Source organism: Chryseobacterium sp. NG-CE01 (assembly GCF_055695505.1).
Window position 1 is genome coordinate 1,300,157 of record NZ_CM146369.1, and the last position, 23,845, is coordinate 1,324,001.

Below are 23,845 nucleotides of genomic sequence, written 5' to 3' on the forward strand. Positions count from 1 at the left end.
TACTTCTAATTTTTAGTTATTAATAATGACATTTACCACACTCAAGACCTCCAATTGCATCTACAGTAATCTTACCACCATCTTTAGGGTATTGTTTTTTCAACTTGTCATGTAGATTCTTGAAGTATTCTTTATTATAACCGTTGTTCATATCAACTTCAGTAGTTCTGTGGCATTCGATACACCATCCCATTGTGAAGTCATTAGCCATCTGAACAACATTCATTGTATCAATTTTACCGTGACAAGCTTTACATACAACATCGATTTTGTTGTTCGGATTCTTTTTGTTGAAAGAATTGATGATTGCCTGCTCACCTGCTACAACGTGCTGGGAGTGGTTAAAGTAAACGAAATCCGGCATGTTGTGGATTCTGGTCCATTCAACCGGCTGAGTTTTTCCTGTGTACTGTTGTTTTTCAGGATCCCAACCTGTAGCCGCATAGATTTTCTTAATTTCTCCATCATAGAAAGCTTTATCTTTTCCTGGCTCCATGTAGTGCTCTGCATTGTATTCGGAAATTGTTCTGTGACAGTTCATACAAACGTTCATAGAAGGGATTTCAGATACTTTACCATACTTGGCACTGGAGTGACATAGCTGACAATCGATCTTCTGCTCTCCTGCGTGGATTTTATGTGAGAAGTAAATAGGCTGTTCAGGCTTATACCCTTTGTAAACCCCGATCCACATGATCCAGTTCCACACGCCGTATGCTGCCAGTAAGGCAAGAATAGCGATAAGTCCTTTACCGATATAGTGGTATTTCTCGTAAATTTCACGGAAAGATTTTACTCTTGTTTCGTTAAGACCTGCTAATTCTTCAGACTGTCCTAATTTTACCAATTGTCTCAGTTTCAACAGGATCCAAACCAATAGGCCTGCAATCGCTAAAAGTGAAATGATTACTACATTGGTAGTGGTAGAGCTCTGTGGTGCTGCATTTGCAGATCCTGCATTTGCTGTATCCTTAGCCGCATCTGTTGCTGCAGGTGCCGGAGCAGGAGGATTAGTTGTGTATGCTAAGATGTCATCAATATCCTTATCGGTAAGATTAGGAAAGACCTGCATCTCAGTCTTGTTGAATTTTTCGAAAACTTCATTGGCGTACTTGTCACCAGAGGCTCTTAGCTCTTTGTTGTTCTTAATCCATTTGTGAAGCCAGTCTTTCCCAAGCCCCTGTTCGGTTTCGAGTCTTGCAACCACACCTTTCAATGCAGGTCCTACAACCTGTTTGTCTAATGCGTGGCATGCAGTACAATTCGCTTTGAAAAGTTTTTCTCCGTTTGTAGGATCGCCGTCTTGCCCGTAAATTGAAGCACTGGTTGATAACAATAAGCCTATTGCGATCAACGTTTGTCTATAATGCTTTCTCCAACTAATCATTTAAATTATCTTATGTTAGTAAATATTGAACATTCAATCAATTCGGCAAAAATAATATATTTAACAGGAATTTAACGGTATATAGAAAGGGGAAAATATCATTTACGTTTAATTTGTATTGATTCTAAATAACTGTATTTGGTATAATTTTTTAATTTGTCTAAATTTGCGGAAACAAGTTTAAATGAAAAATTTGATTAAAATATTTTCGATATTGTTGTTTGGTGGATTTTATACTCTTGATGCCCAACAAATTGTGAAAAAGGATACCTTGGCCGGTACGGAATTGGTGATGACTATGGATTCTAAGGTAAGCGCTGCTTTGGAAGGCATTGAAGACAAATGTGCACGAACCTCTAATACGATTGTTTCAAACGATAGTGGTGATGATGCAGGTTCTTCGAAGCCAACAAAAATTTACGTGCCCAACAGGGAACTTACCAATGCGGAAATTTGCAGGAGAAATCCAAGAATTTTAGGATACAAGATCCAGATAACAACCGTGAAAAGCAATGAAGAAGCGAATGAAGTAAAAGCGTATTTCAGAAAAAGATTTCCAAACCTGAAGGTTGAAACGGACGCTTCACTAAGACCAAATTATAAGATTCTGGCAGGAAGTTATTTTACAAAACAAAGCGCTGCATCTGATCTCTCAAAAGTAAGAGAATATTTCAAATCGGCAATTGCCGTGCAGTACAGAATTTTCTGTGCGGAAGCAAAATAAATTAAAGTTATTGATAAGATAAAAGCTGAGAAAATAAATCTCAGCTTTTTTTTTATTTCTACTAATTTAAAAACGGTTAAAAGTCTAAAAATGAATTATATTTCGTTAATAATATTTGTTTAAAAACCAGAAAAATTCTGTCATTCTCAGGTAATTATTGGTTGCCACATATACAAGTAAAATGCTCATGGCAACCGTTAAAAAAGACAGCATTTTCGGCGACTCTCTATAACAGTAAAAGAGCCATCCCAGCAATAGAGGATACACAAAAACGAAATGCCCTCCGTAGATGTATGAGGTATGAAGTCCGAATCTCATAATACAATGAATAATTATATCAAACAAAAACGAAATCATGAGTACCTGCACCAGCTTGTTCTTGAAATTTCTGTAATAACTCCAAAATAAAAGAATCAATAAAAAGACAATAAAAATATAAGGAATCCAGGATGAGTAAACGGTCATCACAAGACCTTTGTAATGGTAGCCCATCATATTGTGCTTGTCCCGGATTATAAAGTCTGAAAACAAAATATTTCCGCCAAAAAAGTAAGAAAGAATCATATCCCAGGTCGGCGTAGAATTCACATTTGAGAATTTTTCATATTGCTCGTTGGTCTTGCTGAAGATATTCTCATATTTAAAATCAATTCTGTTCAGGTACAATAAAACAAAACAAAGAATAGTGAAAGCGCCCCGGAAAAACGCATTCCCGAATTTTTTCCAGCTTTTGAAAAGTCCTTTTTCAAACGCAACAGGAATAAAAACTTTAGCAATATTGGTAACTGTTAACCCTCCAATGGTAATTCCTGAAAAAGCCAGCGCCAAAGCCGGAATTTTTTCATCTTTCTGAAGTTTTATAGCAGCATAATGACTAAATAAAGCCAGTAAAAAAAGAGTATAGGTAAAGTTTTCAGGAGTGAAAGAAAGCAAAATTGTCGTTGAAAATGTCCCGAAAAATAAAACCAGCAAAAGACTAAGGATTAAAGGAAGTCTTATGATGTTTTTCAGGTATTTGAAAACCTGAAGCACACTCAGACTTACGGCAATATTACTGAACCACGCAAGTATAAACCGAAAGTTGCCATTCATTTTGCCGTCTGAAAAAAGTAATGCCAATTCGCGGATCCAATTGAAAAAATAATAGGATAGAGGATGTCTTTCGAAGCTTCCTCCGGTCATTACAATCGATTTGTTATCAAAGCTGAAATACGCATCCCAGGGAATTCTGGAATCAAAAATAATTTTATAATGAATGGCAATGAATGATCCCAGATATCCGTAAACAACCAGAAAAAAAAGGAAAATGATCAATTCAATTCCTGAGGATGGAAACAGTAATTTAAAAAAATGGATGAATTTTGTCTTTAATTTTATCACCGGCTAAGATTTTCTGCAAAAGTAAATAAAAAACTCACCAATTTGGTGAGTTTAGAATTTGTTGAAATAAGTTAATTATTCTTTAATTATTTTTTCAGAAATAGAAGATCCGTCTGTAAATTCTACCTGTATCATATAATTTCCTTTTGGTAAAGAAGAAATATCTGCTTTAGCTGATGAAGATTTTAATATTGATTTTCCGCTGAAATCTAAAATTTCAGATGATTTTATTTTCTTATCAGATTTGATATTGATGTCTCCTTTTGTCGGATTAGGATAAACGGATAATTTGCTGATTGCTGCATTTAAATCCTTTGTACCTAGCGATTGAGAAGATTTAAACATTCCTCCTACTGTTGATGAAGTATTAAATCCACCCGAATAGCAATTATTGGCATCGGAACATCTTACGCCTAAATGTTGCACACCAGAGTCTATTGCAGTCCAGGTTGAACCGTTATCGATACTTTTCCAAGATCCTCCTGATGAGCTTGTAGCAATTAAAATATTAGTACCTGGTACGTATGTAATATCACTTATAGCATTGGCTGCAGTAATTCCTGTAAATGTTACTGCTGACCATGATGCTCCGCCGTCTGTTGTTCTGTATAGTGCGAGAGCTGTTGGAGTACTTCCAATAAAATTCTTTTTGACTACCATCCCTCTGCTGGCATCGCTCCATGCCATATCTCCACTTACGGTAGCACTTCCGAAATCTGTTAAGCTATATGTTGAACCGGTAAATGCAATGCTCCATGTTACTCCCTTATCGGTAGATTTATAAATACGTCCTTTATTGGTGTAAAAGAAGATATTGTTACCAGCAGCATAATATCCTGCATTATAACCATATTCGCCGGCCAAAGGATTTGGAACATTAGCTGCAGCAACTCTTGACCATGTTGTTCCGCCATTGGAACTTGTGTAAAGTTCAAATTCACCACCTTGCGGGTCACCCCCTGCAATAACATTATTGGCGTCAAATGCATGTACGAAATTTAAATAAGACTCTCCCGATGTAGAAAAAGCCTGTTGAGGATTCCAGGTAATACCGCCATCTGTAGTTTTGTAAACAGCTCCCAGTCCATCTGAGGCACTTGAAAATAAAGCCCCTACCCAAGCTGTAGTACCACTAACACCTGATATATTAGTAATAGTTAAAGTAGGATCTCCAACGTCAATCGCTCCGGATGTCCAGGTTGTTCCCCCATTAGAAGTTTTTGTAAACTCCTGAACATTGTTTGTGGATGTGACCCCATCGTAAGCAAACGCCCAAACGGTACTGGCATTATAAACTTCCAGTCCTGCAATACCTCTTGATGCAGTTGAAAAACCACTATTTTGTGTTGACCAATACTGTGCAATAGCAGATGAGCTCATTACCAATGCAAATGCAGATAGTAAAATTCTTTTCATAAGATTTCTTTTTTTTGTAAAATTAGTAAAAAAAGAAACAATTATGACAAAAATATTTACCAAAAGTTTTTTACTGTTGCATATTTTCAATTTATGAACTACAGGAAAGCATCGAACATCCGGAAACATCATCATAGCCCGATGGTCTTTTTGCTGAAAATTCAGGATAAATAGTGTGGTACGGATTTTCGAGGGCATGAGTCAATTTGCCCAGCATATCTGTTTTTCCCTCATCGATTTCTTCGATACACTGATACAACAGATAATTCCTTAGAATAAATTTCGGATTTGTTTTATGCATGATCTCCAGAGACTCTTCTCTTGAAATACCGTTTTTTTCCAATCTTGACTTGTATTCTTTTATAAAATCTGATAATCTGGAAATTTTTTCATCACTTAAAAATGTATAAGAGACATTCTCAAACTGTTGCCTTAAATCTTTTTGTTCATCATACTTTTCAAGTTCATTAAAAAATAGAGTATAATCCAATTGAAGATCCTGCATCATACTTTGCCAGTTGGTGAAGAATTTGTCATCATTATCCAATAATTGATCAAAACCGAACTTTTTACAAAGCATTTTGTCATGAGACTCCCAGAAATAGCTTCCGTAATCATTAAGTATATCTTCCAGGAATTTTTCATCTTCAATTAAAGGATGCAACGCATTGGCCAACTGCCAGAGATTCCATTGAGATATCTGGGCCTGCCTTCCAAAAGCATATCTTCTTCCGGGAAGATCGGTCGTATTGGGTGTGAAATTCAGATTGTACTCATCCATCATGGAATAAGGACCGTAATCAATTGTAAGGCCTGAAACCGACATGTTATCAGTATTCATTACACCATGCACAAACCCGACACGGTACCATTCTACCATCAGATCAGCGGTTCTGCGGCATATATTTTCAAAAAGATCTTTGTATTTCTGCTGTCCTTCCGCCTGGATTTCTTTAAAATAATTTGCAATAGTAAAGTCGGCCAACTCCTTCAAGGTAGTATATTCCTGTTGGGCAGATATCAGTTCGAAATGTCCGAAGCGTAAAAAACTTTCTGCTGTTCTGATAACCACTGCTCCTTTCTCATTTTGAGGATTTCCGTTATACATAATGTCTCTTACGACATCTTCCCCTGTAAGTGCTAAGCTTAATGCTCGGGTTGTAGGAATACCGAGATGGTGCATCGCCTCGCTCATCAGATATTCACGTAAAGAAGATCTTAAAACGGCTCTTCCGTCTGCATGCCTTGAGTACGGAGTTGCTCCGGCGCCTTTCCATTGGATCTCATTTTTTTGTCCTGCTTCGTTGGTGATCTCTCCGGCAAGTATCGCCCTGCCATCACCCAGCTGTCCGGCCCAGTTGCCGAACTGATGTCCTGCATAAGCAGTAGAGTAGGTTTTCATGTTTTCAGGAAGGTTGTTCCCAACCAAAAACCCAAGATCTTTTTCTTCAAATTTTCCCAAACCAATCTCCACGGATAGTTTTTCATTAAAAGCAATAAGTTCTGGATGGTCAAAACCTGCAGGGCTTACTGTTGAAAATAACACTTTCGGGGTATTTCTCTGCATGGTGTTGCCGGAAAAATCTCCCGGAAACTTTTTTATAAAAGGTTGCTGTATGTTTTCAATATTCATATATCAAAGGTATTAATTAAAAAATAAAAGACCTTCCAAATCATTGAAAGGTCCTGTGTATTACTAAAAGAGAATTTATTTATTATTGAAGTCTATATCTTCACTGCTGTTAAGATTCTCGTTTACGTTTTCTTCTTTTTTGCCCGGTGTTTTTGGTCCGGAAGGTTCTATCGGTTTTGGGTTTTTGATTTCGTCCAGGGTTTGTAGTCCGCCATCGTCTCCGTAGCCTGAGCCTAATCCTTTAAGGTTGGAACAGCCGTCTTTCCATTCGGAAGGTTTCACAAACTTATCGTCCGGAGAAACTCCGAGGCTTTTATCTGCCCATACTTTCTTCATGAAAATAGCCCATATCGGAAGCGCCATTTTAGCACCCTGCCCTTCACCGGTTCCGTAGAAGTGGGTCGCTCTGTCTTCCCAGCCAACCCAGGCACCTGTTGCAAGTTTCGGAACAATACCCATAAACCATCCGTCTGAATTATTCTGGGTTGTACCGGTTTTACCTGCAATTTCTATATCTTTTGAAATTCCTTTTCTTCCCAATTCTCCGGAAGCGGTACCGTACTGCGCCACACCTTTCATTAATTCAATCATGGTATAAGCGTACAGCGGGTTCATTACTTCTTTAGGTTCCACATTTACTTCCTTAATTACTCTTCCGTTGGCATCTTCAATTCTCCAGATCATCTCCGGTTTGTTGTAGTTACCATAGTTGGCAAAAGTACTGTAAGCTCCTACCATCTCGTAGATTGTAATATCAGATGAACCTAATGCCATCGGAAGACTTGTGGAAATTTCCTCTGTTACACCAAGATCTCTCGCCGTCTGAATTACACTTTGTGTAGTCGTCATTTCAGCAAGTCTTAATGCTACAGGGTTCTGAGAGTGTGCTAAAGCGTCTTTTAAAGTGAGCATTCCGCCTCTTCCCGGTACGTGATAAGTTCCTTTATTAAAGCTTGCATTAGAAACGGTAGAGCATGGCGTCATACCCAGTTTCATAATTGCGGTAGCATATACAAAAGGCTTGAAGGTAGATCCTACCTGCCTTTTTCCTTGTTTGATATGATCATACTGGAAGTGCTGCCAGTCGATTCCTCCTACCCAGGCTTTTATTTCTCCTGTTCCTGGAACCATTGACATTAATCCTGCCTGAGCTACTTTCTTGTGCCATCTGATAGAATCCCAAGGTGACATTTCCACCTCTTCTTCTCCGGCCCATGTGAAACGTGATGTTTTGATAGGCTTTTTGAATTCCATCATGATAGAATCTTCGGAAACTCCGGCTGCTTTCAGCTGTTTGTATCGTCCGGTCCTTTTCATAGCCTGAACCATCAGGTCGTTGATCTGCTTGCTGTTAAGATAATAAAAAGGCCAGTCTTTTCTGCCCCTCTGTTCGGCATCAAATCTTTTCTGAAGGTCTGTTAAATGCTCTCTGATTGCTTCTTCGGCATATTTCTGCATTTTAGAGTCCAGGGTAACGTAGATTTTTAAACCGTCTTTAAAAAGATTCAGCTTTTTGCCGTTTTCTTTTTCGTAATCCTTCAGATAAGCGTCAATTTCCTTTTTTAAATAAAACTTATAATAAGCGGAATAATCATCATTGATGTTTTTGATCGGGTGATAATCTAAAGTAATAGGAGTTCCAATTGCTTTATCATAAGTAGCCTGATCAATGTATCCTGTTTTTAACATTTGCTCCAAAACGACATCCCTTCTTGCTTTTGCTTTTTCAGGATTTCTCATCGGATTATTTTTTACAGGATTTTCAAGCATTGCCACAAACATCGCTGCTTCCGGTAAAGTAAGCTCTGATGTTTTTTTATTAAAATAGATCTTGGATGCCATTTCAATACCGTTGGCGTTATAAAGAAAATCGAATTTATTAAAATATAAAGTAACGATTTCTTCTTTGGTATATCGCTTTTCAAGACTTACGGCAACAACCCATTCTTTTAATTTCTGGAAAACAGCTTTAATTTTATTATCGGCTCTTTTTCCTGTGAAAAGCAATTTCGCTAACTGTTGAGTAATAGTGGAACCTCCACCTCTTCCTCCACGAAAGACAACTGCTCTGGCAACCGATTGTAAATCGATCCCTGAATGTTCTTTAAAACGTTCATCTTCTTTCGCCTGTAAGGCATAAACAAGGTAAGGAGGAAGATCTTTATAAATGATGGGCTGGGTTTTTTCCTTTTCAAATTTACCCAGTAAAACACCGTCCGAAGAATAGATCTCGGAGGCTACATAAATATCCGGATTTTCAAGTTCTTTTACATCCGGCATTTCCCCGAGAAAACCTTGGGAAACAGCAAAGAAAAGTCCTGAAATTCCTAATACTACAGCAATAAGTCCGACCCAGATAAATTTCACCCACTTTTTCCAGCCGGTATTTTTCTTCTTAGGAGGAAGAGGGAATGTTTTCCCTTTATTTCCTGTATTTTGTTTGTTCACTTCCATTTATGATTACGGTTTAGCCGTTTCTATTTTTACTCCAATATCTTCAATTCCCGGAAGGATGTCGTTTCGCATGGCTTGTGTAAGCCCGATTTCATATTTTCCTTTTGCCGGAAATCTGTAGTTCAGCCTGTACTGAAACAAAGTTTCCTTTGTATCACCGAAGCCCGTTCCCAACCATTCGCCGTTAGGTTTTGCCAAAACATAATTCAGCGTGTCGGTCTGTTTTTTTTTAGTCTGCAGGTCGGTAAAATTCACAATAAACCTGATATTACTGTAAGGATACTCGTTATTGTTTCTTACAACAAATATAATATTTTTAGGATTTTGCGGATCCGAAACTTCAAGATTAAATTTCTGTTCGCTTTTCTTATTCCATTTGTTATCAACGGAATTCATGATGACTTCTTCTGTTGAAGAAGAATTGCAGCTGAAGAAAAGGATAAGCGAGAATAATCCTAAGATTTTATGCATTGTTGTCTTTTTTAGGAGGAAACTTCTTTTTAAATTTTTTCTTGTTCGGGTTAGGTTTTTTATCTGCCTGAGAATCTACAGCAGCTTCTACTTTTTCCAACTGAGGTTTTGGCTGTTGGCTGTTTTTCTGTTGTTTCTGCTGATTGTTGGGATTCTGGTTTTGCTGCTTTTCCTGTCTCTGAGGTCTGTCAGATCTTTCAGAACGTTCCTGTCTTTCGGGTTTGATGTTGTTCTTCCTCTGTCCCTGATTCTGGTTGTTCTGGTTATTATTTGGTCTGTTCTGATTCCGGTTCTTATTGTTTGTTCTTCCTTTCTTTTCAAAACGGTCAACATTATTTTCCTGAATCAGATCTATGCTTGCAAACGGAGTTTCAGGTTGCTTCAGGTCTTCCAGCGGAAGGGTCTTTTCGCCACGTTTGTTTTTTGCAATAAGCTTTTTAACGAGATCAATATCGAAGTCGTACCAGGCAATGGAGTTTTCAACGTATGCAAACCACATTTTCTTCTTAAAAACGTCGATTTTTATACAGAACGCTCTTCCTTTTTCAGTATCCAGTGTGGTGGAAGAAGAAGGGAAATTACTTAATGCGTCAAGATAGCTGTCCAGTTCGTAATTCAAACAGCATTTAAGCTTACCACATTGTCCTGCGAGTTTCTGAGGATTGATACTCAGTTGCTGATATCGGGCCACATTGGTGTTTACTGATCTGAAATCCGTAAGCCATGTTGAGCAGCACAATTCTCTTCCGCAAGATCCTATTCCTCCCACTTTTGCGGCTTCCTGTCTGAAACCGATCTGTTTCATGTCGATCTTGGTACGAAATGCTCCTGCATATTCTTTGATTAACTGCCTGAAATCTACGCGATTATCCGCAGTGTAATAAAATGTGACCTTTGAAGCGTCACCCTGATATTCCACATCGGTGATCTTCATTTCGAGACCAAGTCGATGGGCAATTTTCCGAGCTTCTATCTTTACGTTTTCTTCTTTTTTTCGGGCTTCCTGCCAAACCTCGAGGTCTTTCTGGTTGGCCAGCCTGTATATTTTCTGTACAGATTCTTCAGAGAATTTTTTCTTTTTCATCTGAATCTTTACCAGTTCGCCGGTGAGACTTATCACACCTACATCATGTCCGGGACTTGATTCTACTGTTACTACACTACCTATGTGTAAAGGGATATTATTTACATTTTTATAAAACGATTTTCTGTCATTTTTAAATCTAACTTCAACAAAATCACATCTGTTTGGTGCGGGATTGTTGATGTCGGAAAGCCAGTCAAAAACACTTAATTTATAACTATTACCACAGGTATTTACATTTTCACAGCCATTCGCGGTCTTCTTGGGTCCGCAAGAATGTGCAGAATCGCCGGATGTTTTACATCCACAACTCATATATAATATATTTAATTTGCAAATTTATGATTTTTATCTTTATGAGGTCTAAAATAATGAAATATTCAGAAACATAGGTGTTTAGTTTTAAACAAAGCTCTAAAAGTGGTGATTTAGATATGGTTAAGTTTCTTATAATGTTTGGTTTATTATCAAATTTTGTTGAAGTGTTATTTTAAACATAGTTTTATTTGGTTTTATTGTTTAAAATTTTATGATTTATTAACAGAGGTAAGTAAAATAATTTTATATTTGGATTATATAATAATAGTCTATGAAAAAAATATTAGTATCAACTGCATTGTTGGCAGGTGTTTTATCTTACGCAGGAGGCTTCAGGGTTTCTCTACAGGGGGTGAAACAATTGGCAATGGCACACACCAGTGCTCATGCTGAAGATGCGAGTGTGGCATTCTTTAATCCAGCAGGTATGTCATTCATTCCCTCGAAACTAAGTATTGTAGCCGGTGGATTCGGCGCAAGCAACAAGATTACCTTTCAAAATCTGAATACATTACAGACTACTGAAACAGATAATCCTTTGGGTACGCCTATTTATGCTGCCGTAACGTACAGACCTATTGAGAAATTGTCTGTGGGTTTTAGCTTTACTACTCCTTTTGGAAGTACTATAGAATGGCCAAGTGACTGGGAAGGAAAAGAGATGGTTCAGAAGCTTGAGCTGAAAAGCTACTATTTCCAGCCTATGGTTTCTTATAAATTTAATGACTGGCTTGCTTTCGGAGCGAGTTATATCTATGCAAAAGGCACGGTAAACTGGGACAGAGCGGTTACTCAATTTGGAGGACAGCTTAATCTTGACAGCGATGCAAGCGGCCATGGATACGGCTTCGGGTTTTATTTCAGACCGGATCCTAAAGTGGATGTAAGTATTGCCTACCGTTCACCAGTTGATATGAAAGCTAAAGATGGTACTGCAACTTTCAAATTCCCTTCCACATCAATTTATCCTTTATTAGGGCTGAATTCTTCCGGAACAGATGGTTTTACCGCAACGCTGCCTTTGGTTGAAGAATATACAGTGGGTTTAACGTACAAAGTAACTCCGAAATGGTTGATTTCAGCAGATTTCAATTATCACGGATGGTCCAGATATAGCCAGCTTACCCTCGATTTTGCAAGTGCTCCGTTGGCAACCGGAAATGCAGATCCAACGGTTGTGGTTGCTCCTAAAAATTTCAGAAATGCAAAAACATTCCGTTTGGGAACTCAGTACGCATTCAGCAATATGATTTACGGACGTCTTGGAGCTTACTATGATGAATCGCCTTATTCTGACGACCATTTCATTCCTGAGACTCCATCTTTCAACACTTATGTAGTAACAGGAGGTGTAGGGTTTAAACTGAAACAGTTTGGGGTAGATATCGCAGGAGGTTACGCAATGCCTCAGTCACGAAGTGTAAATAATAAAACCCTTGGTTTCTACGGACAGGCTAAAGCTACTGCGTACTATTTCGGGTTAGGTTTATCTTACAATCCTTTTTAATTGAAGACTATGAAAAAAATTATAATTTCTACATTCGCGATTTCCGCACTTCTGTTTACAACAAGTTGCGAGGATGATTTTGATACAGATGTAAAAGATGTTGTGGTAACCAGTGGTGAAGCTAACTTTTCTAAATATGTAGCATTAGGGAACTCATTAACCTCAGGATACAGAGATGGTGCTCTTTATTCAGGCGGACAGAATGAGTCTTATCCCTCAATGATTGCCCAGCAAATGAAACTTACGGGCGGTGGTGATTTTAAGCAGCCATTGATGCCTAATAATACAGGTGGGTTTAATAACTTGCCGGGCTTCCCCGGAAAACTTACGCTTCAGGTTGTTAACGGATCACTGACTCCTGTTGCCAGTGCTGCCGGAGGTGCTTTGGATAATATTGCTTCAGGGAGACCTTACCAGAATATGGGTGTGCCGGGAGCAAAGTCTTTCCACCTTGTAGCGCCCGGGTATGGAAGTCCTGCCGGACTGGCAACCGGAACGGCAAATCCTTATTTTGTAAGATTTGCTTCATCTGCTACAACTTCCGTTTTAGCTGACGCAATGTCACAGGCTCCTACTTTCTTCTCTCTTTGGATAGGGAACAACGATGTCCTGTCGTATGCCACGAATGGGGGGACAAATTCTCAGACAGTGGGAGGCGTTACGACGTATACGGCAGCAACGGTTCAGCCCGATAATGTTAGTCCTGCAATGTACAGATCGAATGATATTTCGAACCCTAATGTTGTTGCAGCTTCTATTAAAGCGGTTTTAGACGGTCTTAAAAGTGTAGGGGCCACAAAAGGAGTTATTGCCAATATTCCTAATGTTACCAATATTCCTTTTTTTACAAGGGTTCCTTATAATGCAATTCCTTTAGATGCAACGAAAGCGCAGGCTTTAAATTCGCAACTTTACGGACCTTTAAAAGCTGCCCTTACAGCATTCGGACAGGGAAACAGAATTAATCCTGTTGTGGCTGGAAATAATCCTGTTCTTATTATTGATAATAAATTAACTAATCTTTCGGCTCAGCTTACCGCTGCTTTGGCGGCAAATGGATATACTCCTGCTCAGGCTGCATTTATAGGCAATGCTTTCGGAAGAGCACGTCAGGCAAAGCCAGGAGAATTAATGCTTCTTACTTCCAGCAGTTTGTTAGGTTTGGATGCAGTAACCAATCAACCGGCTACTCCGAGTTCTGTATTTATCTACGGAGCGAGTTTCCCAATTGGTGATCAATATTCATTAACGGCTGATGAGGTAAGCAATATTTCTACTGCTGTGACTGCGTATAATACATCGATCAGATCAATGGCAGATTCTTACGGATTAGCTTTTGTTGATATGAATCAGAAGATGGTAGAGCTGAATTCAAAATCAGGAATTACATATAACGGGGTAAAATACACCGCAACATTTGTCAGCGGAGGTACTTTCTCTCTCGACGGGGTACACCTTACCGGAAGAGGATATGCTATTGTTGCCAACGAGTTTATTCAGTCAATCAATAAGAAATACAGATCTAATCTTCCGCAGGTTGATGCCAATAAATATTCAGGAGTTACTTTCCCGTAATTTCTATAAAAATAAAAACTTAGAAACCACAAGACAGATTCTTGTGGTTTTTTTTTAAATTTGCAAAATCTTTTAAAAAGTAAAAATGGCCCATCAGTTAAGTTATCTATTTTGTACAAGGACGAGTAAGGACTTGGCAGAGAAAATTGCCCAGCATTACGGGAAAGAATTAGGAAAAATCAACTTTCAGGAGTTCAGCGACGGAGAATTTGAGCCGGTTTTGGACGAATCTGTAAGAGGAGGAAGAGTTTTCCTGATCGGATCTACATTCCCGCCAGCGGACAATCTTTTAGAACTTCTTCTAATGATTGACGCGGCGAAAAGAGCATCTGCAAAAAGCATTACCGTAGTACTACCTTATTTCGGACTTGCAAGACAAGACAGAAAAGACAAACCAAGAGCGCCAATCGGTGCAAAGCTTGTAGCAAATCTTTTAACGGCTGCAGGAGCAACCAGAGTAATGACGATGGATCTTCATGCCGATCAGATCCAGGGATTCTTTGAAATTCCGGTAGATCATTTATATGCCTCTACAATTTTCGTAGATTACATCAGAGATCTTAATCTTGAAAGTCTTACCATTGCTTCTCCGGATATGGGAGGTGCGAAAAGAGCGAAAAATTATGCTGGACATTTGGGTGCAGACGTTGTAATTGCTTACAAGGAAAGAAAAAAAGCAAATGTTGTAGAAGAGATGTTCCTGATCGGGGATGTAGTAGGAAAAAATGTAATTCTTATCGATGACATGATTGATACGGCGGGTACACTCTGTAAAGCTGCAGATATCCTGATGGAAAAAGGCGCAAAAACGGTAAGAGCAATGGCTACACATGGAGTGTTATCAGGGAAAGCATATGAGAATATTGAGAACTCTAAACTATTGGAAGTTATTGTAACTGACTCAATTCCTGTGAAAAATAATTTGTCATCTAAAATAAAAGTGCTATCTTGCGCCCCATTATTTGCAGACGTTATGAAGATGGTTCATGAGCATCAGTCAATCAGTAGTAAATTTATTATTTAATTGATATTCAAGAGCTTGCAAATTAAATTTTAAAACAAATTTTTAAATTTTTATAAATGAAATCTATTACAATTCAAGGTACAAAAAGAGAAAGCGTGGGCAAAAAGTCTACAAAAGCTTTACGTGATGCTGAATTAGTTCCTTGTGTTGTTTACGGAGGTGGTGAGCCATTGAACTTCTCTGCAGAAGAGAAAGCATTCAAAGGTTTGGTATATACTCCTGAAGCACACACGGTATCTATTGAGGTTGATGGTCAAACAATTCCGGCTGTTCTTCAGGATATTCAGTTTCACCCGATTACAGACAAAATTCTTCACGCAGATTTCTATCAGTTAGCTGACGATAAGCCAGTTATCATGGAAGTTCCTGTAAGAATTACGGGTCGTTCTAAAGGTGTTGTTGCCGGTGGTGTTTTACGTCAGTCTTTCAGAAAACTGAAGGTAAAAGCAATCCCTGCTAACTTACCGGACGAAATCGTTGTAGATGTTACCCCGCTAAGAATCGGGAACAAACTTTACATCGGTGGAATCAAAACTGAAGGATACACTTTCATGCACCCAGATAATGCAGTTGTTGTAGCTGTTAAGATGTCTAGAAATGCAATGAAAGGTGGTGCTGCAGCAATGGATGATGAAGATGAAGAAGAAGGAGCAACTGAAGAAGGAGCAGCTCCGGCAGCAGAAGAATCAGCAGCTGAATAAGAATTACTTATCACTATTATATAAAACCTGTCATTTTTTGGCAGGTTTTTCTTTTTAGATTACATCTATAATCATATTTCTACATAATACCTTTAGAAAAAAAGCCGTAAATTTGAAGAGTTCTAAATAAGAGCACTTTAATTTAAATTTTTAATAAATGTTTGACATTCAGGAAATCAGAATTCAGTTTTCTATATTAGATCAGAAGGTGAATGGTAAACCGTTGGTTTATCTTGATAATGCAGCGACATCACAAAAACCGGACTCCGTTTTAGATGTCTGGACTCAATATTATAAAGAAATTAATGCCAATGTGCACCGCGGAATTCATACATTGAGTCAGTTGGCAACCGAAGAAATGGAACTTTCCAGAAGGAAGATTCAGAAATTTATCAATGCAAAGCATGATTACGAAGTCATCTTTACCAAAGGAACAACAGAAGGGCTGAATCTTATTGCTTATATTTTAACACAAAAGCTTAAAAAAGACGACGAGATTATTATCTCTTACCTGGAACACCACTCCAATATAGTACCGTGGCAATTGCTTTGTGAAAGAACCGGAGCGAAACTGAGAGTTATTCCTATTGACGAGAACGGGATACTTCAGCTGGATATACTGGATGAATTTTTAAGTGAAAAAACAAAAGTAGTTTCGGTAAATCATGTTTCCAATGCGTTGGGTATTGTAAATCCTATTGAGCAAATCATAGAGAAAACAAGAAAAAATACAGACGCTTATATTGTAATCGACGGAGCTCAGTCTGCGCCGCACTTTACTATCGATGTTCAGAAAATGGACTGTGACTTTTATGTTTTTTCTGGACATAAGATGTATGCACCTATGGGGACGGGAATCCTGTATGGAAAACAAAATATTCTTGAGGAACTTCCGCCTTTCCATGGTGGCGGAGAGATGATTGCCACATGTTCATTCGATGGGACCACCTATGCACCACTGCCTTTTAAATATGAAGCGGGAACACCGAATGTGGGGGGGAATATTGCCTTGGGAGCAGCGGTGGATTTTATCCTGAAAGTAGGGCAGCAGAATATTCAGAATCATGAAAATGCATTGCTGGAATATGCTCAGAGAAAACTGTTGGAACTGGATGGTATAAAAATTTACGGTGAAAAAGCCAATAGAACCGGAGTGGTATCCTTTAATCTTGAAGGAATAGGCATTGCTTCTGATGTAGGGATGATTCTGGATAAATTAGGAATCGCCGTAAGAACCGGGCATCACTGCACTCAGCCTATTATGAGCTTTTTCAATATTGCGGGAACCGTTAGAGCAAGTTTTGCCGTTTATAATGATTTTAATGAAATTGATCTTCTTGTAGAAGGTGTAAAAAAAGCGCAGAGAATGCTCAGCTAATCTCTGAATTTTCTTTTAATAAAAACCCGGGCGGAAAAATTTCCGCCCGGGTCCGTTTTAATTATCAGCAATTTTAATTAAGACCGGATTCGCACATTTCAATAGGTACCAGGCAGCTGGTTGACGTGCATGGATTTCCCGTAGGAATTTGCAGGCAGCAGGCGTGGTAACCATTATAAGTAATGTGGTAAGTGTTGGCAGGACAGGTGTGACCACCCATAACCTGCTTTAAGTTTTCTCTTTGAAGTTTTCTTAGTTTTTTCATAATTTGTTATCATTTAGTTATTTGCAATTATTTCACTAAGTTATGAAAAATAATAATATAGTAAAGACAAAATTGAAAATTCTTTCTTTCTGCCAGAAATTTTATATTTATTCGAAAAAAAATGAGATCTGTGTAACCTTTTCGATTTTTTCTTGTCTTACTATCAGAAACAGATAATTATGAAGATTTTGTTCAGCAATAAAAAAGATGATTTGCTTAGCCGGCTCAAAAAGCATGATCCGGCAGCGCAGAAAACTTTTTATGATCAGAATGTAAAGAAGTACCTGAGCATCAGCAGGAGTTATATTAATGATCTTTACCAGGCGGAAGATTGCGTCATTAAAGCATTCTGTAAAATTTTCAAAAATATGGATAGCTTTCGCGGAGAGGGAAGCTTAGATGGCTGGGCAAGAAGAATTGTTGTAAATGAATGCTTAAACTTTATCAAAAGTAATAAAACGGTTTTCTATCTTGACGATATCAGCGAATCTTATCTGGAAGAAATGCATGATGAGGAAGTTACTTTTGATTTTAATGCGCAGGAACTTCTTGATCAGCTTCCGGATGCTTACCGAATGGTTTTTAACCTGTATGTTTTTGAAGATTATTCGCACCAGGAAATTGCCGATATGCTGCAGATTTCAACTGCGGTAAGCAAAACACAATTGTTCAGAGCCAAAGAGAAAATGAGAAAAATTTACTTTCAACAACAAAAAGCCTTAAAAAATGAACAGTTCTAAAAATAACATAGAATATCATATTAAAAAACAGATCAGTGAAAGAGAAATTACGCCTTCGAGAGATCTGTGGTCCGAGATTCAATCTCACCAGCCTGCTGAATCTTCAAAAACTAAGATAAATTGGTTCTTGGTGGCAGCCTGTGTTGTTTTGGCATTCAGTCTCAGTATGGTCCTGTTTTTTAACAAAGAAAACCCGCAGGATCTGAAATCAAATATTGCTGTTGGGAATAAAAAAGAAGAAAATCAGGAAAACGAATCAGTTATAGTTAAAACACAGAAATCATCTGAGCAAAAGAAGTTAGAATCTGTAGCAGTAGAGTCTGCTGCTCCGGAAGAAACGAAAAAGGCTAATGATTTACAGATTGATACACAGGAAAAGCAATTGCCGTTACCTGTCGAAAAAGCACCGGAAATGATAGCGAATATTTCAAGTGTTGAGCCGAAAAAAATCATTGCTCAATCTGATTCTGCAAAAACTCCAGCCAGAAGAAAAAAGTATGTGGATCCTTCAACCCTGCTCTTTTCAGTCGAGCATAAAGATGTTATTGAAAAAACAAAAGGAAAAAGCAATGTTGCAAGCATTGATCTAAACGAAAAATAAATCAATTTTAAACAATAAAAACTATTATAATATGATCAGGAAATTTATCATGATGGGTGGGCTATGCCTATTGTCTACAGCGATATTCGCTCAAAAAAAGCCGGTATTCAATCTTCAGCCAAAAGAAGACACCGAAGTAAGTCCAATTGTAAAAGAAAAGGTGGACGAATATGCAAAAAAGATTGACACGATCATTAAGGAGGAAAAAAAACTGATGGAAGTCGATTTAACTGAACTTCAGTCTAAAAATCTTTCTAAAGCGGAATTCAATGAACAAAAATCATTGATTGCCAGTAAGTATTCTGAGAAGATAGATCAGAGAATTGAAGAATTAGGCTTTGATATGGATGCCGTTATTCAAAAACAGGTACGGTATTCTCTCCTTAATTCTGATGTGACTTCTAATGAGGAATTGAAGGAAAAGCTGTTGAAAAAATTCAGACCAACAAAAGAGCTTTCTCCGTATATCTCTTATTCTATTATGAATCTTACAAACGATAAGGCAGATAATATTTTGGATAATAATCTGCGCTATGCCGGAAATTTTGAATTTGGGTTTAAATTCAATTACCAATTCGGAAGAACAAGTCCGTGGGGATTAATTTCCGGAATCGGGTTTTCCTGGAGAACATTGAGTATTGATAACAATATGTTTGTGGCAAAAGATGCCAATTCCAATGTATATCTGGCAAATTATGAGAAAGGATTGAGTAAAAGTAAGCTTAGAACAGGTTATATTGTCGTTCCGCTGGGATTGCAGTACAATTTTTCAAAGCTGAAAAATGCAGGTCTGGATGTCCAGTACAGAGATTATTCTCATGGGTTTAAAGTGGGCGCCAATATCTACGGAGGAGTAAAAATGTCTACCAATAATATTATCAAAGGTGAAGGAATAAGCGACAGAGACAGAAGCGACTATCGGGTAAGTCCTTTTATTTACGGAGGGCAGTTTACAGTTTCTTATGATGATTTCAGCATCTTTGTTAAAAAAGATTTCGGAAATTTCTTTAAAAGTGGAACCTTCGAAAACGATAAAGCTTTAACTTTCGGAGTAGCACTTTGGTGGTGATGCACATATATATATAACAAAACGCCGGAAAATTTTCCGGCGTTTTGTTACAATATTAACGTTTAAATTTATTTCTATTTTAAGCTCCCCACCATATCCTCAGGTTTTACCCATTCGTCAAACTGTTCGGCGGTTAAGAGTCCGAGGTTTACAGCTTCTTCTTTTAATGTGGTTCCGTTTTTATGAGCTGTTTTAGCAATTTTTGCTGCATTTTCATAACCGATATGGGTATTCAAAGCGGTTACAAGCATTAATGACTTATCAACAAGCTCTTTAATTCTTTCATGATTAGGCTCAATTCCCACTGCACAATGATCATTAAAGGAAATACATGCATCAGCAATTAACTGTGCAGATTGTAAAAAATTAAAAGCCATTACCGGTTTGAAAACATTCAGCTCATAATTTCCCTGTGTTCCTGCAAAAGAAATCGTTGTATCGTTTCCTAAAACCTGTGCACAAACCATCGTCATTGCTTCATTCTGAGTAGGATTTACTTTTCCGGGCATGATGGAAGATCCCGGTTCATTCTCAGGAATATGGATTTCTCCGATTCCCGAACGGGGACCCGAAGCCAGTAACCTGATATCCTGTGCAATCTTGAATAATGAAACCGCAAGTTGTTTTAAAGCACCGTGAGATTCAACGATAGCATCGTGGGCGGCCAGCGCTTCAAATTTATTTTCAGCCGTTACAAAAGGATGATTGGTGAATTTTGCAATATATTCAGCTACTTTTACATCATAACCTTTCGGAGTATTCAGTCCGGTTCCTACTGCGGTTCCTCCCAACGCAAGCTCAGAAAGATGCGGAAGGGTATTCTTTAAAGCTTTTAAACCATAATTCAGCTGGGCAACATAGCCGGAAAATTCCTGTCCCAGTGTTAATGGAGTCGCATCCATCAAATGTGTTCTTCCGATCTTTACAATATCTTTAAAGGCTTCTGATTTTTCAGCTAAAGTATCCCGTAATTTTTCAACCGCAGGAATTGTCACTTCCACAACTTTACGGTATGCTGCAATATGCATTGCCGTAGGATACGTATCATTGGAAGACTGCGATTTGTTGACGTCATCATTTGGGTGGATTTCTGATTTTTCGCCGAGGGTTCCTCCGTTATTGACGTGAGCTCTGTTGGAGATTACCTCATTTACATTCATATTAGACTGCGTTCCTGAACCTGTCTGCCATATCACCAGCGGAAACTGGTCATTCAGTTTTCCTTCTAAAATTTCGTCACATACTTTTGCGATCGTATCTCTTTTTTCAGCAGGCAGAACGCCCAGATCAGCGTTGGTATAAGCTGCCGCTTTTTTCAGATAGGCAAATGCTTCGATAATTTCGTGGGGCATAGACCCTTCCGGACCAATTTTGAAGTTGTTTCTGGATCTTTCGGTTTGTGCGCCCCAGAACTTGTCTGCGGGTACCCGCACTTCACCCATGGTGTCTTTTTCTATTCTGTAATTCATTGTGATTGAAGTTTATTATATTCAGGTTAAGGCTTAAGAAATTTCAGTCTCTGTTAATCTTGGCCTTATTCTATAAAATTACATATAAATAAAAACACTCACAATTTATAATCATTATAAATATCAATCCATGTCTCTGATTTTACTCATGTTTTTTCGCGATGTTTTATTTTTGCACCCAAAGAAAAAGAAGAATGGAATTTAGATATCAGGATCCGTACCCAATCCAGAAAGATGATACGGTGTACAAGAAACTTACCTCAGATTACGTAAAAGTTGAAAAATTAGGAGACAGGGAAATTTTAACCATAGATCCGAAAGGATTGGAGCTGCTTGCAGAAGAAGCAATGGCAGACGTTTCTTTCATGCTTCGTTCTTCGCATTTGGAAAGTCTGAGAAGAATTATTGATGATCCTGAAGCAACTGATAATGACAGATTTGTAGCCTATAACCTGTTGCAAAATGCAGCAGTGGCGGCAGAAGGAGCATTACCTTCCTGCCAGGATACGGGAACAGCGATTGTAATGGGTAAAAAAGGCGAAAATGTATATACCGGTGTTGACGACGGAGAATATTTAAGCAAAGGAATTTATAATACCTATCAGAAAAGAAACTTAAGATATTCTCAGGTAGTACCTTTAACGATGTTTGATGAGAAAAATTCGGGGTCCAATCTTCCGGCGCAGATCGATATTTATGCTAAAAAAGGAGATTATTACGAATTTTTGTTCTTAACAAAAGGAGGAGGTTCTGCCAACAAAACTTTTCTTTATCAGAAAACAAAATCTTTATTAAACGAAAAATCTCTTGAAGAATTCATCAAAGAAAAAATTTCTGATCTTGGGACAGCCGCATGTCCGCCTTATCATCTGGCGTTGGTAATCGGGGGAACTTCTGCTGAAGCGAATCTTGCTGCCGTGAAAAAAGCTTCTGCAAAATATTATGATCATCTGCCTACTGAAGGCAATGAAGCAGGGCAGGCGTTCAGAGATCTGGAGTGGGAAGCGAAAGTTCAGAAAATATGCCAGGAAAGTGCCATCGGAGCACAGTTTGGAGGAAAATATTTAACACATGATGTAAGAGTGATCAGACTTCCTCGTCATGCTGCTTCATGCCCGGTAGGAATGGGTGTTTCATGCTCGGCCGACCGAAACATTAAAGGTAAAATTACAAGAGAAGGCATCTTCCTTGAGCAACTGGAAGAAAATCCGAAGAGATTCTTACCCGATACGCCGCCACATCTGGAAGAAGCGGTTGAAATTGATCTTAATAGACCAATGGCTGAAATTCTTGCCGAGTTGTCAAAATATCCTATTAAAACAAGATTAAAACTAAATGGAACTTTAATTGTAGCAAGAGATATTGCCCACGCTAAAATCAAAGAGATTATCGACAGCGGAAAGCCGATGCCTGAATATTTTAAAAATCACCCGATTTATTATGCAGGACCGGCGAAAACACCGGAAGGAATGGCTTCGGGAAGCTTCGGACCGACCACGGCAGGAAGAATGGATGTCTATGTGGACGAATTCCAAAGCCACGGCGGAAGCATGATCATGCTTGCCAAAGGTAACAGAAGTAAAGACGTTACCAATGCCTGCGGAAAATATGGAGGCTTCTACTTAGGTTCTATCGGAGGTCCGGCTGCTATTCTGGCTAAAGATAATATTCTTTCCGTTGAGGTCGTGGATTTCCCTGAATTGGGAATGGAAGCTGTAAGAAAAATCGAAGTTAAAGATTTTCCCGCATTCATTATTACCGATGATAAAGGAAACGACTTCTTTGCAAATCTGGCACATTAAAAAATATAAAATGAAAGACAGATAATAGACTGGTTGAAAAGAGACAAGTTAAGATTTAACGACGCATGTCTATCATCTATTTGTCTCTCATCTTTTCGTCTTTTAAATTAAAATCAAAATAAATAACAAAAATAGGCTGCATTCTTTTGTGTAAAAAAATAAAATGTTCTATTTTTGCCTAAAATCTTTAAGAAAAATGATAACGATTTTATCAGCATTTTGGCCGTTTTACCAGTTCCTTTGGACTGTATTTTTCATAATTATGTTCCTTGTAGGATTCTGGTGTATTTTCATGTTCTTCGGATTTGTAATTCCTTTGTGGTTAACTGAAGGTCTGAAAGAATATTTTGGAAAAGTAAAGCCGTTCGACCCGGAAGATATCAGAAGCAAAATGGTATACGAACAAAGTGGTGCGGAGGTAATCTACAACGAACCAAAAGGGCATGGTCCTTTCATTCACGACCACAGTCACGACAGCCACGGACATCATTAATTGATTGTCATTGTTTTCCCACATGAATTCCGGGAAAGCAATATCAAAGCAAAACAACATATACTAAAACCACTTATTTCGGTAAGTGGTTTTTATTTTTATTGCAGATGTCTACAATCAGTATTTCCAATACCTACCGATAATCCATATCTACAAGAATCTTTAAGTTATTTTATGATTTTTTTCTCAGGATTAATGATCAAATTGTTTTACATAGCAATGTCTTTTCACAAAAAATAAAGTAAAAAGGATGAATATTAAATTATAATAAACATTTATAATAATATCAAAGTCTTAATTCTTTTATAGATTGCTTTAAATTGTAAAACCATTTCAATAAGTAACCTGAATATT

20 protein-coding genes are annotated in these 23,845 nt (G+C 38.0%); 11 read left to right on the top strand and 9 right to left on the bottom strand.

The annotated features are described in order from the left end of the window. Positions 1-19: 19 nt before the first annotated feature. The gene (locus tag ACYT6F_RS06400) at positions 20-1,387 is read right to left on the bottom strand and encodes a c-type cytochrome (protein WP_472600398.1); all 1,368 of its coding nucleotides are present in this window, start codon (positions 1,385-1,387) and stop codon (positions 20-22) included. Between the two features lie 184 nt (positions 1,388-1,571). Between ACYT6F_RS06400 and ACYT6F_RS06405 the strand changes: the two genes are divergently transcribed. After that, a complete protein-coding gene (locus ACYT6F_RS06405) occupies positions 1,572-2,111 on the top strand; it encodes an SPOR domain-containing protein (RefSeq protein ID WP_472600399.1) in 540 nt (179 codons plus the stop codon). 105 nt (positions 2,112-2,216) lie between these two features. Here ACYT6F_RS06405 and ACYT6F_RS06410 read toward each other — a convergent pair whose 3' ends face one another. The 6 genes from ACYT6F_RS06410 to ACYT6F_RS06435 all read right to left on the bottom strand — a co-directional run bounded on the left by ACYT6F_RS06410 (position 2,217) and on the right by ACYT6F_RS06435 (position 10,864). Continuing rightward, positions 2,217-3,491, bottom strand: a complete 1,275-nt coding sequence (locus tag ACYT6F_RS06410; protein WP_472600400.1) for a DUF6080 domain-containing protein — start codon at positions 3,489-3,491, stop codon at positions 2,217-2,219. A gap of 75 nt (positions 3,492-3,566) precedes the next feature. Then, entirely contained in the window at positions 3,567-4,907 is a 1,341-nt protein-coding gene (locus ACYT6F_RS06415) for a T9SS type A sorting domain-containing protein (protein ID WP_472600401.1), read from the bottom strand. A 91-nt stretch (positions 4,908-4,998) separates the two neighbouring features. Next, positions 4,999-6,540, bottom strand: a complete 1,542-nt coding sequence (locus ACYT6F_RS06420) for a protein adenylyltransferase SelO (RefSeq protein WP_472600402.1) — start codon at positions 6,538-6,540, stop codon at positions 4,999-5,001. A gap of 75 nt (positions 6,541-6,615) precedes the next feature. Next, positions 6,616-8,994 (bottom strand): transglycosylase domain-containing protein, encoded by a 2,379-nt coding sequence (locus ACYT6F_RS06425; protein WP_472600403.1) that lies wholly within the window; start codon positions 8,992-8,994, stop codon positions 6,616-6,618. Between the two features lie 6 nt (positions 8,995-9,000). Further along, a complete protein-coding gene (locus tag ACYT6F_RS06430) occupies positions 9,001-9,465 on the bottom strand; it encodes a gliding motility lipoprotein GldH (protein ID WP_472600404.1) in 465 nt (154 codons plus the stop codon). Further along, positions 9,458-10,864: a PSP1 domain-containing protein gene (locus ACYT6F_RS06435; RefSeq protein ID WP_472600405.1), complete on the bottom strand. Its 1,407-nt coding sequence runs from the start codon at positions 10,862-10,864 to the stop codon at positions 9,458-9,460. Before ACYT6F_RS06435 ends, ACYT6F_RS06430 begins: the two co-directional genes overlap by 8 nt. Before the next feature lie 274 nt (positions 10,865-11,138). On the opposite strand from ACYT6F_RS06435, the gene ACYT6F_RS06440 reads away from it, so the two are divergent. The 5 genes from ACYT6F_RS06440 to ACYT6F_RS06460 all read left to right on the top strand — a co-directional run bounded on the left by ACYT6F_RS06440 (position 11,139) and on the right by ACYT6F_RS06460 (position 17,052). Then, positions 11,139-12,374 carry an OmpP1/FadL family transporter gene (locus ACYT6F_RS06440; protein WP_472600406.1) on the top strand — a complete coding sequence of 412 codons (1,236 nt, stop codon included), beginning with the start codon at positions 11,139-11,141 and terminating at the stop codon, positions 12,372-12,374. A gap of 9 nt (positions 12,375-12,383) precedes the next feature. Continuing rightward, the gene (locus ACYT6F_RS06445) at positions 12,384-13,949 is read left to right on the top strand and encodes a G-D-S-L family lipolytic protein (RefSeq protein ID WP_472600407.1); all 1,566 of its coding nucleotides are present in this window, start codon (positions 12,384-12,386) and stop codon (positions 13,947-13,949) included. Positions 13,950-14,034: 85 nt separating this feature from the next. Then, a complete protein-coding gene (locus ACYT6F_RS06450) occupies positions 14,035-14,973 on the top strand; it encodes a ribose-phosphate pyrophosphokinase (protein WP_472600408.1) in 939 nt (312 codons plus the stop codon). A 56-nt stretch (positions 14,974-15,029) separates the two neighbouring features. Further along, a complete protein-coding gene (locus ACYT6F_RS06455; RefSeq protein ID WP_472600409.1) occupies positions 15,030-15,674 on the top strand; it encodes a 50S ribosomal protein L25/general stress protein Ctc in 645 nt (214 codons plus the stop codon). 157 nt (positions 15,675-15,831) lie between these two features. Further along, on the top strand, positions 15,832-17,052 hold the full coding sequence (locus ACYT6F_RS06460; RefSeq protein ID WP_472600410.1) for an aminotransferase class V-fold PLP-dependent enzyme: 1,221 nt from the start codon (positions 15,832-15,834) through the stop codon (positions 17,050-17,052). Positions 17,053-17,125: 73 nt separating this feature from the next. Here ACYT6F_RS06460 and ACYT6F_RS06465 read toward each other — a convergent pair whose 3' ends face one another. Next, positions 17,126-17,317 (bottom strand): hypothetical protein, encoded by a 192-nt coding sequence (locus ACYT6F_RS06465; protein ID WP_472600411.1) that lies wholly within the window; start codon positions 17,315-17,317, stop codon positions 17,126-17,128. A gap of 179 nt (positions 17,318-17,496) precedes the next feature. Between ACYT6F_RS06465 and ACYT6F_RS06470 the strand changes: the two genes are divergently transcribed. The 3 genes from ACYT6F_RS06470 to ACYT6F_RS06480 are packed head-to-tail and all read left to right on the top strand — an operon-like array spanning position 17,497 to position 19,727. After that, positions 17,497-18,057 (top strand): RNA polymerase sigma factor, encoded by a 561-nt coding sequence (locus ACYT6F_RS06470; protein WP_472600412.1) that lies wholly within the window; start codon positions 17,497-17,499, stop codon positions 18,055-18,057. Next, complete coding sequence (locus tag ACYT6F_RS06475; RefSeq protein WP_472600413.1) at positions 18,044-18,658, top strand: hypothetical protein; 615 nt, start codon at positions 18,044-18,046, stop codon at positions 18,656-18,658. Before ACYT6F_RS06470 ends, ACYT6F_RS06475 begins: the two co-directional genes overlap by 14 nt. Positions 18,659-18,689: 31 nt before the next feature. After that, positions 18,690-19,727, top strand: a complete 1,038-nt coding sequence (locus tag ACYT6F_RS06480; RefSeq protein WP_472600414.1) for an outer membrane beta-barrel protein — start codon at positions 18,690-18,692, stop codon at positions 19,725-19,727. A 74-nt stretch (positions 19,728-19,801) separates the two neighbouring features. Here the strand turns inward: ACYT6F_RS06480 and fumC are convergent, their stop codons facing one another. Then, positions 19,802-21,196 carry a class II fumarate hydratase gene (gene fumC, locus ACYT6F_RS06485; RefSeq protein ID WP_472600415.1) on the bottom strand — a complete coding sequence of 465 codons (1,395 nt, stop codon included), beginning with the start codon at positions 21,194-21,196 and terminating at the stop codon, positions 19,802-19,804. Positions 21,197-21,390: 194 nt separating this feature from the next. Here fumC and ACYT6F_RS06490 point away from each other — a divergent pair, with 194 nt between their 5' ends. After that, entirely contained in the window at positions 21,391-22,998 is a 1,608-nt protein-coding gene (locus tag ACYT6F_RS06490; protein ID WP_472600416.1) for a fumarate hydratase, read from the top strand. A 196-nt stretch (positions 22,999-23,194) separates the two neighbouring features. Further along, positions 23,195-23,491, top strand: a complete 297-nt coding sequence (locus ACYT6F_RS06495) for a hypothetical protein (RefSeq protein WP_472600417.1) — start codon at positions 23,195-23,197, stop codon at positions 23,489-23,491. Positions 23,492-23,845 lie beyond the last annotated feature (354 nt).